The following is a 14,225-nucleotide window of genomic DNA, read 5'->3' as shown; positions in this document are numbered from 1 at the left end:
GTCTGCCACGTAGCGCTATCGCCGACCGGGAGGACGCCGTGCTGAGCACCATGCAGGACGTACCGCTGACTGTGACCCGCATCCTGCGCCATGGGATGACCATCCACGGAAAGGCGCAGGTCACCACCTGGACCGGGGAGAGTGAACCGCAGCGCCGCAGCTTCGCCGAGATCGGCGGGCGCGCGACGCGGCTCGCGAACGCGCTACGTGACGAACTCGGCGTCATGGACGACGAGCGGATCGCGACCCTCATGTGGAACAACGCCGAGCACGTCGAGGCGTACTTCGCTGTCCCGTCCATGGGCGCGATCCTGCACACGCTCAATCTGCGGCTGCCCGCCGAGCAACTGAGCTGGATCGTCAACCACGCGGCCGACCGCGTCATCATCGTCAACGGCACGGTCCTGCCGCTGCTCGCCCCGCTCCTCGACGACCTGCCGACCGTCGAGCACATCATCGTGTCAGGGGCAGGCGACCGTACGGTCCTGGAGGGCGCTGCCGCCGAGGTGCACGAGTACGAGGAACTGCTCGCCCGCCACTCCGCGGCCTTCGAGAGCTTCGCCTGGCCCGAGCTGGACGAGCGCCAGGCCGCGCTGATGTGCTACACCTCCGGCACCACCGGCGACCCCAAGGGCGTCGTCTTCTCGCACCGGTCGATCTATCTGCACTCGATGAACGTCAACCAGACCGAGTCGATGGGTCTGACGGACCGGGACACGACCCTGGTCGTCGTGCCGCAGTTCCATGTGAACGCCTGGGGCCTGCCGCACGCCACGTTCATGACCGGCATCAACATGCTGATGCCCGACCGCTTCCTGCAGCCCGCCCCGCTCGCCGAGATGATCGAGCGCGAGCGGCCCACGCACGCCGCCGCCGTCCCGACCATCTGGCAGGGACTGCTCGCCGAGGTCACCGCGCATCCGCGCGACCTGAGTTCGATGGCCCGCGTCACCATCGGCGGCTCGGCCTGCCCGCCGGCGCTGATGGAGGCGTACGACAAGCTCGGCGTACGGCTCTGCCACGCCTGGGGTATGACGGAGACCTCGCCGCTCGGCACGACGTCCAACCCGCCCGCAGGACTCACCGCCGAGGAGGAATGGCCGTACCGCATTACGCAGGGCCGCTTCCCCGCGAGCGTCGAGGCGCGGCTGGTGGGCCCCGGCGGCGACCTCCTGCCGTGGGACAACGAGTCGGCGGGCGAGCTGGAGGTGCGCGGCCCGTGGGTCGCCCGCGCGTACTACGGCGGCGCGGGCGGCGAGGAGCTGGTGCCCGAGGATAAGTTCAGCGCCGACGGCTGGCTGCGTACCGGCGATGTCGGTGTCATCAGCCCCGACGGCTATCTGACTCTCACCGACCGCGCGAAGGACGTCATCAAGTCCGGCGGCGAGTGGATCTCCAGCGTCGAGCTGGAGAACGCGATCATGGCCCACCCGGAGGTCGCGGAGGCCGCGGTCGTCGCCGTACCGGACGACAAGTGGGGCGAACGGCCGCTGGCGACCGTCGTTCTCAAGGAGGACGCGTCCGTCGACTACGCGGCGCTCAAGGCGTTCCTCGTCGGCAAGGTCGCGAAGTGGCAGGTGCCGGAGCGGTGGGTGCTGGTGGAGTCGGTGCCGAAGACGAGCGTCGGGAAGTTCGACAAGAAGGTGATCCGCAAGCAGTACGCGAACGGGGAGCTGGACGTGACGCGGCTGTAGGTTCGTAGCGTTCGAGAGGGCGGTGCTCTTCGGGGGCGCCGCCCGTCTCATTTCCGACGAGCCCGCGACGGGCCCAGACGTCCTCGCCGTGGGCCCGAGACGAGGGAGCGCTCATATGTCCGACATCTGGAGCCTGTTCGCCGCCACCCCCACCGGCGCCCTGGTGACGCTGAAGCGCGACGGACGGCCGCAACTGTCCAACGTCGGCCACCTCTGGGATCCGGAGATCCGCGTCCTGCTGATCTCGGTCACCGACGACCGCGCGAAGACCCGCAACCTGCGCCGCGACCCGCGGGCCAGCTACTACGTGACGTCGCCGGACTTCGGTGCGTACGCCGTCGGCGAGGGCGTGGCCGAACTCGGCGCCGTCACGCGGCGCGGCGACGACGCGTCGGCCGACGCGCTCGTGGAGCACTACCGCGCGCTGCGCGGCGAACACCCCGACTGGGCCGAGTTCCGCGAGGCGATGGTGAGCGAGCAACGGCTGCTCGTACGGCTGCCGTTGACGCGTGCGTACGGCTGGGGCGGGGTCTGAGACCCTGCCGCTTGTGCCCCTGCCGCCTGTGCCCCTGCCGCTTGTGCCCCCAGGCTAGTTCGTACCGATGCTAGTTCGTACCGATCTTCGCCAGCAGCTCGACGATCCTCGACTGCACGTCGACGCTCGTCGAGCGCTCGGCGAGGAACAGTACGGTCTCGCCCGAGGTAAGCCGGGGCAGTTCGGCGCGGTCGATGCCGGCCGAGGTGTAGACGACCAGCGGCGTACGGTTCAACTGGCCGTTCGAGCGCAGCCAGTCGATGATTCCGGCGCGTTGGCGGCGTACCTGCATCAGGTCCATGACCACGAGGTTCGGCCGCATCTGGGCGGCCAGCGCGACCGCCTCGTTGTCGTCGGCCGCCCGCGCGACCTGCATGCCGCGCCGCTCCAGCGTCGCCGTCAGCGCGAGGGCGATCTCTTCGTGCTCCTCGATCAACAGCACGCGCGACGGGTGCTGTTCGCTGTCGCGCGGCGCGAGCGCCTTGAGCAGGACGGCGGGGTCGGCGCCGTACGCCGCTTCCCTCGTGGCCTGCCCGAGCCCGGCCGTCACCAGGACGGGGACCTCGGCGGCGACCGCCGCCTGGCGCAGCGACTGGAGCGCGGTGCGGGTGATGGGACCGGTCAGCGGGTCGACGAAGAGGGCGGCGGGGAACGCGGCGATCTGCGCCGCCACCTCTTCGCGTGAGTGCACGACGACCGGGCGGTAGCCGCGGTCGCTGAGCGCCTGCGACGTGGAGACGTCGGGGGCGGGCCAGACGAGCAGCCGGCGCGGGTTGTCCAGCGGCTCCGGGGGCAGTTCGTCGTCGACGGGCTGCGGCTGGGGCCGGTTGGCCACCTCGACGGCGCCACCGGGGCCGTCCAGCGGTTCGGGGCCCTCGGCGCCCTCGTCGGGGGCGCCTATGGCGTACGACCTGCCCTCGGGACGGCCGCCCGCGAGCCGCGAGCCGCCGCCTTGCGCGGGCTGGTCAGGCGACTGCGGGTGCGACCTGGCGTCCGGCTCTGCGGACTCGCCGTCGGCGCGTGAGCCGAGCTTGCGACGCCTGCCGGAGCCGAGCGTTCCGGACTGGCCGGCCTGGCTGGCCTGGCCCTGGCCGCCGAGGGAGTGGTCCGGGGCGGGGTGCTGGGCGGGAACGTGCTGGCCGGGAGCCTGGGGGGCGGGTGCGTGCGGGGCGGGTGCGTGCTGGCCCTGGACGTGCTGGCCCTGGATCGGCTGGCCCTGGGCTTGGTGCGGCTGAGTCTGCTGCGCCTGGGTCTGGTGCGCCTGGGCCTGGTGCAGGCTCTGGACCTGCTGACCCTGCGCCTGGTTGTGGCTCTGCGCCTGGGCCTGGGCCTGCTTCTTGGCGATCTGCTGCGCGAAGGGGACGCCCTGGCCGAGCGTACGCACGTTGAACGCGCGCCCCTGCGCCGAGTCCGCCGCCGGTGCCTCTTCGGGCAGCGGCTGCGCGGGCGGCAGCGGCTGGTGCGCCGCGCGGGGCGGATGCGGGGCCGACGAGTCGGCCGTCGGCGGCCCTACCGAGGACTGCGGGCCCGACGTGTCCGGGCCGTTGTCACCGTCATCGGGCGCGGGGTCCGGCCAGCCGGGCCGGCCGCCCAGGGTGCCGAAGCCGCTGGAGGTCGGCATGCCGGGAGCGGCGTTCGCCTGGGCGGTGTCGGGCGGGACGGCCGCCTCCGGCGGACCGCTCGGGGTGGACCAGCCGTTGGGGTCGAGCGGGCGCCGCGCGGGCAGCGGGTGCGCCTGCGGCGGGGTGTGGTCCTCGTCCGGCTCGACGCGTGCGATGTCGTGGCGGCCGGGCAGCGAGGCGTCGGGTCCCGCACCGGTCCGGGGCCCGGGTACGGAGCCGGGTACGGGCCCTGGCCCGGCGGCCGGGGCGCGGTCGGCCTCGGCGGGCGGCAGCGCGAACGTCGAACGTACGGCATCGGTCGGTGCCGGGGGCGGCGGTACGTGCCGCTCCTGCGCCGGGGCGAGCGCGCGGCGCGCCCGGCGTCCGGGCGCGGCGTGCCCCGCGGCTTCCTGGCCGGTGCTGTGCTGACCGGTGCCGTGCTGGCCGGTGCTGTGCTGACCGGTGTGCTGGCCGGTCGTGTGCTGGCCGGGGGCGGCCGTGACGGGTCCTGCGGTGACGGGTCCTGCGGTCAGGGCCGGCAGGGCGTTCTGGCCACCGTGCTGCTGGGCGCGGTGTCCGGCCGGAGCCGTACCCGCCGAAGCGGCGTCCACGGGCACACCCCGCGGCGGTACGGCGGCGCCGCGCGCCGCGCGCCCCGTCGGATGCGCGCCCTCGGCGGACGTGACGACGGAGCCCTCGGAGGCCGGGGCCGTCGGCAGTGCGAGCCCGGACCCGGGGCCGGGGCCACCGTGACCTGGCGGGACGGGACCGGGGCCCACGGGACCCGGACCGACCGGGCCGGGACCAACCTGACCCGGACCGACCGGGCCGGCGCCGACGGGACCTAGCGGTGCGCCGGGCAGGGCGCCGGGCGGTGCCGCTGCTTCCTCCGCCGGGTTCGGCCGGCCGCGCCGGCGACCCGTACCGCCCCCGCTGACCGCCCCGCCACCGCCGGTGTCCTGGCCAGGCACCGGGCCGACTCCGCCGGCCGGCGTCTCCTGGCCCGGCTGCGCCGCGCGGGCCCTGCGGCGGCCCGTCGGCTCTCCGGCGACTTCCTCCGCGGGAGCGTCCAGGAAGGCGTCCGTCGACGCGCGTCGCGCACGCCGCCGGCCGCCACCCGACGTACCCGCACCCGTACCCGCACCCGTGCCGGAACCCGCCACAGCGGGCACCGACTGCTCCGGGACCTGCGCCTGCGGGACCTGCGCCTGCGCGGGCTGCGGGACCGTACCCGAGCCCTCGCCGAGCGGCAGCTCCAGGACGTACGCGCTGCCGCTCATCCCCGGCACCTCGTGCGTCTGCAGCACGCCGCCGTGCGCCCGTACGATCCCGCGCACGATCGGCTCGTGCACCGGGTCGCCGCCGGGGAACGGGCCGCGCACCTCGATCCGTACGACATTGCCGCGCTGCGCCGCCGCCACCACGATCGTCGAGTCGACGTAACCGCCGGCCGGCATCATCCGGGCCCGGCCCGTCGAGTCGACCCCGGCCACGTCGGCGACCAGATGCGCGAGCGCCGTCGCCAGCCTGCCCGGGTCGACCTCGGCCTCGATCGGCGGCGCGTGCACGGCGAACTGCGCCCGGCCGGGCCCGATCAGCTCGATGGCGCCCTCGACGCCCGCCGCGACGACACCGTCGAGCAGCACCGTCATCTTGGTGAGCTGTTCGGTGCCGTCGTCGAGCCGCTGGTAGCCGAGGACGTTGTCGACCAGCGTCGTCATCCGGGAGTAGCCGGCGGCGAGATGGTGCAGGATCTGGTTGGCCTCGGGCCAGAGCTGGCCCGCCTGGTCGGCGGCGAGCGTGGCGAGTTCGCCGCGCAGCTCCTCCAACGGGCCGCGCAGGGCCCCGCCGAGCACGGCGGTGAGCTGGGCGTGCCGGGCGGCGACGTACTCGTACCGCTCGGTGAGTTCCTCGATCTCGGCCGCGTAGCGGTCGCTGCGGTCGGCCAGCTCGGCCGTCTGCCGTTCGGTCGTCTCGGCCAGTTCGGCGCCGAGCCGTTCGGTGATGTCCTTCAGCTCGGCGGCGTGGCGTTCCTTCGCCTCGGTGAGTTCGTCGGTGTGCTGCTTCAGCAGCTCCTCGTGGGCGCGCCGGTCGGTGAACGTCATCACGGCGCCGACGAGCTGGTCGCCGTCGCGTACGGGCGCCGTCGTCAGGTCGACGGGCACCGCCGAACCGTTCTTCGCCCACAGCACCTGCCCGCGCACCCGGTGCTTGCGGCCGGAGCGCAGGGTGTCGGCGAGCGGGGAGTCCTCGTAAGGGAACGGCTCGCCGTCCGCGCGTGAGTGCAGGACGAGCGTGTGCAGTTCGCGGCCGCCGAGGTCGGTGGCGCGGAAGCCGAGGATCTGGGCCGCCGCCGGATTGACGAGCACGACGCGGCCGTCGGTGTCCGTACCGACGACCCCTTCCGAGGCGGCGCGCAGGATCATCTCGGTCTGCCGCTGCGAACGGGCCAGCTCGGCCTCGGTGTCGACGGTCCCGGACAGGTCCCTGACGACCAGCATCAGCAGCTCGTCGCCGGAGTAGCTGTGGATGTCGTTGTACGCGTCGCGCCCGTCCTCCAGGCCCGCGCTGGTGACCTCGACGGGGAACTCGCTGGAGTCCGTGCGCCGCGCGGTCATCCGCGTCGGTTTCGTACGGCCGCGCGCGTCGGCGGAGTCGGGGCGGCGCATGGAACCGGGGATCAGCTTGGAGTCGAACTCCGGCAGGAGGTCCAGCAGCCCGCGCCCGACCAGCGCCGTACCGGGCGTCTCGAACATCTCCAGGGCGATGGTGTTGGCGTTGACGACCGTGCCGTTGGCGTTGACGAGCACCAAGCCGTCGGGGAGTGCGTCGAGTATCGCCGCGAGGCGAGCAGCGCCTCGGGATGGCCTGCTGCTCACGACGACGCTTCCTCCCTGACCTACTGCACCTTGCGGACGGCCGCGTCCCATCTTGCCCCTATGGTCTCAGCCTGTCACTGGAGGGAGTCTAAAGGCTGCGGGCGCGGGCGCGGCTGCGGATGAGAAGGAGCTCTCATCAAGGTTCTGTGCGAATGCCCTGTACGAACGCCCGCACACCCCTCGGCAGGTGGCCGCAGGAGCGCCCTGGGGCGGGGCGCTGCCTGTCCTCACCCCCGCGCGCTGGGGAGAACGGGCTCAAGCCCCTGCCAGCGGGCGATCTCGCAGCCGTTGGACCGGTTGAAGCTGGCGTCGATGCTGCGGCCGTGCCAGGTGCCGGTGATGCGCGCGGTGGCGGCGCCGCCGTAGATCTGGGTGCACATCTGCCCCTCGGGCACCGGCGCGAACGGATCCCGCCCGCCGTCGGCCAGCTCCTCCAGCCGGTCGCAGGCCGCCTGCGCCCGCGGATGGGTCCCGCCGGCGGGCCCGCAGGTCAACTCGTACACGCCTGCCGTCTTCTGCACGGCGGGGTCGGTGACGGTGAGGTCGAGCTTGTCCTGCGTCTGGAGCAGCGGCAGCGGCAACGGCAGCCCGAGCCGCGCGGGTACGGCGGCGGCCTGCGGGACCGCGGAGGCCGCCGACGCGGCGGGTGCGAGGGCGGCGAGCGCGGAGAGGGAGGCGGCGGCGGTGAGGACGAGACGGCTGCGACGCAACATGGAGGCTCCTGTCGGGGATGGCGTGTGCCGGACGGGCGGACGTCGCCCGCCCTCTCTAACGCGCGTACGGCCCCGGCGTTGCGCACCCGATCCGGCTTTGCCCTGCCCCCGACTGCCTAGTACCGTGTGGAGCGATTGGTGGCACCCCACCTGGCTGTGTCATCATCTGCACGCACCGTCCGCGCCCGCGCGGACGTGCTGGAGGCGTCGCCTAGTCCGGTCTATGGCGCCGCACTGCTAATGCGGTTTGGGTCTTAACACCCATCGAGGGTTCAAATCCCTCCGCCTCCGCACCACCACCGAAGCCCCGGCCACCCGGCCGGGGCTTCGGTACGTTTAAGGCGTCTCCGCAGGTCAGCAGCGGTCCGACTAACGGATTTCACCTGGCGCCACAGGTCATGTAATGTTGTTCAAGCAACGCCGCCCGGGGCCAAAACCCCCGGAACGCCAAGCACTCGTAGCTTAACGGATAGAGCATCTGACTACGGATCAGAAGGTTGCAGGTTCGAATCCTGCCGAGTGCACAGCAGCTCAGAGGCCCCCCGGAGAAATCCGAGGGGCCTCTTGCGTTGCCCGCACAGCAACCCCGCACAGCAACCCCGCACAGCAACCCCGCGCGGCCGCCCCGAAACGGGGAGCCCGGGACGCCGCAGGCGTGGATCGGCTGCGGGTGATCCTGGACCGCAGTCTGAAGCGGGTCTAGACGACCTGTCAGGTCACTGGGTTTTCCAGGAGGGTGACTCGGTTGCCGTCCGGGTCTTCCAGGGAGGCGATGCGGGTGATCTTGCCGCCCTGTTGGACTGGGCCTGTGGTCAGGCCTCGGGTGGTGAGGTCTGACAGGGCCTTGTCCAGGGACGGGACCTCCAGGTTGAGGAGGGTGGAACCCGCGTGCTGGGGGTCCTCGAAGACCTGGAGCCAGCCGCCTTGGGTGAGGTGCCAGTCGGCCAGGGAGGGCATGGGGCGGGTGTCGGCCGGGCGGCCCAGGAGGCGTTCGTACCAGGTCACCGCCGCTTCGATGTCCCGTACCGGTGCGACCATCAGTACGCGCGCCACGTTCATGGCTATTACCTTTCCTCGGGCTCTTCGGTGGGGCTCTTCCCTTGTAGACGGTTGGCTCGCCTTCAACTCATCGCCGCTGCTGTTTCCGCTGTGGTCGTCAGGACCGCTCGGCCGAGTATGTGGCCGGCCATCGTGAAGCCGAGGACCGCCGGGGTGGCGTCCGTGGGGACGCCGATGGATTCGACGTCGAGTGCGTGCACCACGGTGAAGTAGCGGTGCGGGCCGTGGCCGGCCGGCGGGGCCGCGCCGATGTAGCGGGACGCGCGGGCGTCGTTGGGGAGTTGGTAGGCGCCTTCGGGCAGGCCCGCGCCGGTGTCGTCGCCCGCGCCCGCCGGCAGGTCGGTGACGGTGGCGGGGATGTCGGCGACCGCCCAGTGCCAGAACCCGGACCCGGTGGGGGCGTCGGGGTCGTAGACCGTGACGGCGTAGCTCTTCGTGCCCTCGGGGGCGCCGCTCCAGGAGAGCTGCGGGGAGACGTCCTGGCCGCCGGGGACACCGGAGATGCCGGACAACTGCGCCGGGGGCAGGGCCGCTCCTTCGGTGACGGTCGTGCTGGTGACGGTGAAGTCGGCCGCCTCGGGGAGGCGGGCGAAGGGGTCGTTCTCGGTCATGTGCTCGTTGCCTTTCGTGGGTGTGCGTTGATCGGACACCAAGGGTTCCGATCGATGATGCTCACTATAATCGATTATTCTTTCCATCGTCTATTCTGACCTCATGACCCAGACGACCCAGCCCCCGCAGGGCAAGCAGATGCTCTCCGAGCAGGTCTACCTACGCCTGCGGGACGCGATCATGCGCGGAGAACACGCCCCCGGCGCCGCCCTCAAGCCGCAGGACCTCGCCAAGGAGCAGGGCGTGAGCCTGGCCGTCGTGCGGGAAGCGCTCGTGCGGGCGGTCGGTGACGGGCTGGCCGATCGGCTGCCGAACCGGGGGTTTGCCGTGCCCGCCTTCTCCGACCGCCGCTGGCAGGAGATCGCCGAGGCGCGCCGGACCGTCGAACCCGTCCTGCTGCGCATGTCCGTCGAGCGCGGCGACGTCGGCTGGGAGGCCCGGGTGCGTGCCGCACACCACCGGCTGAGCCGTACCCCCGTCTACCTCCCGGAGGAGGGCGAGTACTACAGCGGCGCGTGGGCCGAAGCCCATCGGGTCTTCCACCGCACCCTGTTGGAGGGGTGCGGCAACCCCGTCCTGATGGACACCTTCGACCGGATGTGGACCGCGAGCGAGCTGGCGCGTCGCTGGTCGGCGCACCGTAATCCCGGCCGGGACGGCGTCGCCGAACACCGCCGGCTCGAGCAGGCCGCGCTGGCCGGTGATGCCGACACCGCGGCCGAGGTGCTGGTCCAGCACCTCACCCAGACCGCCGCCGGGCTGACCGACCCTGGCGCTCAGGCCTAGGCGGTCAGCTCTCTGTTTCAGGCCTGGGCGGTCAGCTCTCTGTCGAGGAGAGCACCAAGGTCAGCAGGCCCGGGAAGCGCGCCTCGAACTCCGGGCGGCGCAGCCGGTTCAGGCGCTTCGCGCCGGCGTCGCGCTGTTCCAGGAGGCCCGCGTCGCGCAGTACGGCGAAGTGGCGGCTCAGCGTGGCCTTGGTGACCGGTACGTCGAAGCTGCCGCAGGGGCGCTCCCAGTCGGCTGCGGCTGCCAGTTCGCGTACCAGGATGCGGCGTACGGGGTCGGCGAGAGCCAGGAGCGCGGTCTCCAGCGTGACCTCGGCGGGGTCCGTGTGGACGGGGGGTGCGCGGTGGTGGGCCGCCGGCCGTGCTTCCGGTGCCGCCATGGCGTCCGTGCCTCCGTTCGCGTACGTCGTCTGCGGCGCGCTGAGCCGTCGCGCCCAGCCGGCGCGCGTGTCGCCGCGTACTCGCTCGCCGTTCGTTTCCCGACGAACGGTACGCCGCCACCGCACCGCCCCCGCAAGGCCCGTGTCAGTTGTTGAGCGATGTCATGTCCGCGTAGCGGTCGCCCGTCGGCGGTGCGAGCGCGTTCAGGCGGCCGAGCTGGTCAGGGGTGAGGGTCAGCGCGTCGGCCGCCGCGTTCTCCTCCAGCCGGGAGACCCGCTTCGTGCCCGGGATGGGCACGATGTCGTCGCCCTGGGCCAGCAGCCAGGCCAGCGCGACCTGCGCCGGCCGCGCTCCCGCCGCCTCGGCCACCGCCTCGACCTCGTTGACGATGTGGACGTTCTGCGCCATGTTCGCGAAGCGCGGATCGGTCCTGCGGAAGTCGTCGGCGGCGAGCTGGTCCGTCGAGCGGACGCCGCCGGTCAGGAAGCCGCGGCCGAGCGGTGAGTACGGTACGAAGCCGATGCCCAGCTCCCGTACCAGCGGCAGCAGCTCGGCCTCCGGCTCGCGCGCCCACAGGGAGTACTCGGTCTGCAGCGCCGTGACCGGGTGGGTGGCGTGCGCGCGGCGGATCGTCGCGGGGGCGGCCTCCGAGAGGCCGATATGGCGGATCTTGCCTGCCGCGACCAGCTCGGCGAGGGCGCCGACCGTCTCCTCGACCGGGGTGTTCGTGTCCACCCGGTGCTGGTAGTAGAGGTCGATGTGGTCGGTGCCGAGCCGCTTGAGCGAGCCCTCCACGGCCAGCCGGATGTTCTCCGGCGTGCTGTCGAGACCGCCTTCCACGCCGTCGCGGTGCGAGAGGACGCCGAACTTCGTCGCCAGCACCACCTGGTCGCGCCGGCCGGCGAGCGCGCGGCCGACAAGCTCCTCGTTCTTGTACGGGCCGTAGAGCTCGGCGGTGTCGAACAGGGTCACTCCGAGATCGATCGCCCGGTGGATCGTGCGGATCGCCTCGGCGTCGTCAGAGCCGGCGCCCGTGTAGTACGCCGACATCGCCATGCAGCCGAGGCCGATACGCGCGACGTCGAGGTCGCCGAGTTTCACATGCTTCATGGGAATCGCGTCCTTCGTCAGTGCGGTGGGCTTCGTCAGTGCGGTGGGCGTGCTGGGTGGTGGGCGTGCTGGGTGGTGGCTTCCCTGCCGTGGGTGTGACGTGCGGCTTTTCTCCCTTTCGACGCTAGCCCCATCGCTCCTGCGGCGCGTTCCGACGCTCGGCTCCGCGCCCCGCGCGCCCCCTAGAGTGGATCCCTCAGTACGGAGGGGGCACAGCGTGAGTGGCGCTTGGCGGGCGGCCGGGCTGCGGTGGTCCGGCGGGGCGCCCGCGCTCCAGTGGGTGAGCGGCGACGGCAGCCGGGTGCGGACCCGTGCCAGCGAGCTGGTGTACGGGCGTGAGCTGGCCTTCCGCGCCGTCGGCGCCCGGCGCTGCCCCGGCGCCCGCGGCAACGTCTGCCCCCTCGGCGCCGTCGTGCCGGGCCGCAGTACGGGCGGGCAGTGCCCCGAGTGCGCGCGGCTCGATCGGGCGCACTCCGTCGCCGCCGACACCTCCGACGATCCGCGCCCCTACCGCGTCTATCTCGCGTGGTTCGGCCCCGGTCTGGTGAAGGTCGGGATCACCGCCGAGGCGCGGGGCGCGGCCCGGCTGCTGGAACAGGGCGCTGTCACCTTCAGTTGGCTGGGGCGCGGGCCGCTGATGGCCGCCCGGCGGACCGAGGAGGTGCTGCGCACCGCGCTCGGCGTGCCGGACCGTATCCCGTACGAGCGCAAGCGGGCCGTCCGTACGGCGCTGCCGCCGCGCGGCGAACGGGCGGCCGAGGTCGGCGCGCTGCACGCCCGCGCGGTCGCGCTCGACACGTGGCCGCAGACCCTGGAACGCGCCGGGTTCGACCCGGTGGACCATGCGGACGCCTTCGGCCTCGACGGCCTCGACGGCCGCCACCGGCTCGACGGCCTCGCGCCTTCGACAGGTGTGGTCGGCGAGCTGGTCGACGGCGGACACGTCGCGGGACGGCTCGTCGCCGCCGCCGGACCCGATCTGCATCTGGCCACATCCGACGGCGGGCTCGTCGTCCTCGACACCCGGCTGATGAGCGGCTGGGAACTGGTCTCGTCCGATCCGGGCGGCTCGCTGACCGTTCCCGTACGGGAGTTGCGCGCGGATGTCGTTCCCACCGGGCAGGACGGGCTCTTTTGACCTCACTTCCGCGTTCGGTGGACACGGCGCCGGTCCTGGTCGGAAGGTGGAGCACATGAACGATCAAGAGACGGGCGGGGTTACGGCGGGCGCGGGCACTGCAGGCGCGGTCACGCCGGGTGCGGTCACCGCGGGTGCGGTCACGGCCGACGGCATCACGGTGGCGGCGGGCGGCGCGGCCGAGGTCGAGGCCGTACGGCGGTTCCGCGCACGGGTCGGACTGCCCGGACTCGTCGACGTCCACACGCACTTCATGCCCGAACGCGTCCTCAAGAAGGTGTGGGAGTACTTCGACACCGCCGGGCCGCTCGTCGGGATGGAGTGGCCCATCACCTACCGGCACGAGGAGACCGAACGGGTCGCCCTGCTCCGCGCGTTCGGCGTGCGCGCGTACACCTCGCTGCTCTACCCGCACAAACCCGGCATGGCTGACTGGCTGAACGGCTGGGCCGCCGGCTTCGCCGCCCGCACCCCCGACTGCCTGCAGACCGCGACGCTCTTCCCGGAGGACGGCGTCGAGACGTACGTACGCGAGGCGGTCGAGGGCGGCGCGCGGATCTTCAAGTCGCACTTGCAGGTGGGGGGTTACGACCCCAACGACGAGCGGCTCGACGGAGTGTGGGGGCTGCTCAGCGACGCGGCCGTGCCGGTGGTGATGCACTGCGGTTCGGGCCCCGCCGCAGGCAAGTACACCGGACCCGAACCGGTGGCACGGCTGCTGGCACGCCATCCCCGGCTGCCGCTCGTGATCGCCCATCTGGGCATGCCGGAGTACACGGACTTCCTGGAACTCGCGGCGCGCTACCGGGAGGTGCGCCTGGACACGACCATCGCGTTCACGGACTTCGCCGAGGGCTTCGCGCCGTTCCCGAAGGAGGCGAAGGGCCGCCTCGCCGACCTCGGGGACCGGATCCTGCTCGGGTCCGACTTCCCCAACATCCCCTACCCGTACGTCCATCAGCTTGAGGCCCTGGAAGCGCTGGGCCTCGGCGACCCCTGGCTGCGGGCGGTCTGTTACGAGAACGGCGCCCGGCTCTTCGGCCTGCCGGCGGACGGAACCGCCCCGAACGGCCCTGTCCACCCGTAGTGGTTCAGGCGTCGAGGGCCGTCCGGCCCGTCGCAGCAGCGCGGTGTGCTGACTGGCGGCGGCACCGGAGATGTCGAACTTCGCGGCGAGTTCGCCGGTCGGCCGGGCTGCGCCGCCGCGCCCAGCCGAGGGTGTGCTGGATCGGGTACACCAGGACCGGTGTCGCGTCGGGTAACGCGAGGGTGACGGGTCTGCGGCAGCAGAAGAACGACGGTTGCAGCAGTAAGCCCCGTCCCCCGCGCCGCAGTTCACGGGTGACCGGGTAGTCGGCCTCCAGCACGGAAGGTTCCCAGCGCAGCACCGGGCGGAAGCCGGCGGGCAGCCCGTCCACGCCCGTGCGCAGGACCGTACGGGCACGTGTGGCGCGGTCGGCGGCCGGTGCCGTCAGCCGCGACCGTACGAGCCGCCGCCACTCGCCGAACAGCACCGGGGCTTCGTCGGTGAGCAGGATCTGGAAGTCGCCCGGTACGGCGTCCCGCCGGCCCGCTTCCGGGCGACGCACGCACGTGGCACGGCGGCGCCGTGGGCGGACCGCGAACGGCGTCACCCGCAGCCGGGTTGAGCGTCCTCACGTTTCTCAGGCAATTCACAGAAAGGCGCAAGAACCCTCTCAGAGGGCGTCCCCAGGGTA

12 protein-coding genes and 2 tRNA genes are annotated in these 14,225 nt (G+C 72.6%); 7 read left to right on the top strand and 7 right to left on the bottom strand.

From position 1 onward, the window contains the following. Positions 1–38: 38 nt before the first annotated feature. On the top strand, positions 39–1,694 hold the full coding sequence (locus ACZ63I_RS29270; protein WP_469342165.1) for a long-chain fatty acid--CoA ligase: 1,656 nt from the start codon (positions 39–41) through the stop codon (positions 1,692–1,694). Between the two features lie 115 nt (positions 1,695–1,809). Beyond that, on the top strand, positions 1,810–2,229 hold the full coding sequence (locus ACZ63I_RS29265; RefSeq protein WP_469342164.1) for a PPOX class F420-dependent oxidoreductase: 420 nt from the start codon (positions 1,810–1,812) through the stop codon (positions 2,227–2,229). Positions 2,230–2,299: 70 nt separating this feature from the next. Here the strand turns inward: ACZ63I_RS29265 and ACZ63I_RS29260 are convergent, their stop codons facing one another. After that, positions 2,300–6,709: a response regulator gene (locus ACZ63I_RS29260; protein ID WP_469342163.1), complete on the bottom strand. Its 4,410-nt coding sequence runs from the start codon at positions 6,707–6,709 to the stop codon at positions 2,300–2,302. Positions 6,710–6,936: 227 nt separating this feature from the next. Next, entirely contained in the window at positions 6,937–7,422 is a 486-nt protein-coding gene (locus ACZ63I_RS29255; RefSeq protein WP_469342162.1) for an SSI family serine proteinase inhibitor, read from the bottom strand. A 200-nt stretch (positions 7,423–7,622) separates the two neighbouring features. Here ACZ63I_RS29255 and ACZ63I_RS29250 point away from each other — a divergent pair. Next, a tRNA-Ser gene (locus ACZ63I_RS29250) sits at positions 7,623–7,713 on the top strand. A 160-nt stretch (positions 7,714–7,873) separates the two neighbouring features. Next, positions 7,874–7,946: transfer RNA gene (locus ACZ63I_RS29245), tRNA-Arg, on the top strand. A gap of 187 nt (positions 7,947–8,133) precedes the next feature. Here the strand turns inward: ACZ63I_RS29245 and ACZ63I_RS29240 are convergent. Together ACZ63I_RS29240 and ACZ63I_RS29235 are read right to left on the bottom strand one after the other, a co-directional pair. Further along, the gene (locus tag ACZ63I_RS29240; protein WP_469342161.1) at positions 8,134–8,481 is read right to left on the bottom strand and encodes a VOC family protein; all 348 of its coding nucleotides are present in this window, start codon (positions 8,479–8,481) and stop codon (positions 8,134–8,136) included. Positions 8,482–8,543: 62 nt separating this feature from the next. Then, positions 8,544–9,092: a YbhB/YbcL family Raf kinase inhibitor-like protein gene (locus ACZ63I_RS29235; RefSeq protein WP_469342160.1), complete on the bottom strand. Its 549-nt coding sequence runs from the start codon at positions 9,090–9,092 to the stop codon at positions 8,544–8,546. A 103-nt stretch (positions 9,093–9,195) separates the two neighbouring features. Between ACZ63I_RS29235 and ACZ63I_RS29230 the strand changes: the two genes are divergently transcribed. Beyond that, positions 9,196–9,879: a GntR family transcriptional regulator gene (locus ACZ63I_RS29230; RefSeq protein ID WP_469342159.1), complete on the top strand. Its 684-nt coding sequence runs from the start codon at positions 9,196–9,198 to the stop codon at positions 9,877–9,879. A gap of 31 nt (positions 9,880–9,910) precedes the next feature. Here ACZ63I_RS29230 and ACZ63I_RS29225 read toward each other — a convergent pair whose 3' ends face one another. Together ACZ63I_RS29225 and ACZ63I_RS29220 are read right to left on the bottom strand one after the other, a co-directional pair. After that, positions 9,911–10,258 carry an ArsR/SmtB family transcription factor gene (locus ACZ63I_RS29225; protein ID WP_469342158.1) on the bottom strand — a complete coding sequence of 116 codons (348 nt, stop codon included), beginning with the start codon at positions 10,256–10,258 and terminating at the stop codon, positions 9,911–9,913. A gap of 145 nt (positions 10,259–10,403) precedes the next feature. Then, complete coding sequence (locus ACZ63I_RS29220; protein WP_469342157.1) at positions 10,404–11,369, bottom strand: aldo/keto reductase; 966 nt, start codon at positions 11,367–11,369, stop codon at positions 10,404–10,406. Between the two features lie 217 nt (positions 11,370–11,586). Here ACZ63I_RS29220 and ACZ63I_RS29215 point away from each other — a divergent pair, with 217 nt between their 5' ends. Together ACZ63I_RS29215 and ACZ63I_RS29210 are read left to right on the top strand one after the other, a co-directional pair. Next, complete coding sequence (locus ACZ63I_RS29215) at positions 11,587–12,507, top strand: DUF2797 domain-containing protein (protein WP_469342156.1); 921 nt, start codon at positions 11,587–11,589, stop codon at positions 12,505–12,507. Between the two features lie 55 nt (positions 12,508–12,562). Continuing rightward, on the top strand, positions 12,563–13,594 hold the full coding sequence (locus ACZ63I_RS29210; protein ID WP_469342155.1) for an amidohydrolase family protein: 1,032 nt from the start codon (positions 12,563–12,565) through the stop codon (positions 13,592–13,594). Positions 13,595–13,598: 4 nt separating this feature from the next. Here the strand turns inward: ACZ63I_RS29210 and ACZ63I_RS29205 are convergent, their stop codons facing one another. Then, positions 13,599–14,096 (bottom strand): hypothetical protein, encoded by a 498-nt coding sequence (locus tag ACZ63I_RS29205; protein WP_469342154.1) that lies wholly within the window; start codon positions 14,094–14,096, stop codon positions 13,599–13,601. Between the last annotated feature and the right edge of the window lie 129 nt (positions 14,097–14,225).

The organism is Streptomyces sp. NPDC087906 (assembly GCF_055584925.1).
Note: the sequence above shows the minus strand (reverse complement) of the source record. Positions and strands in the feature narration are given on the sequence as shown.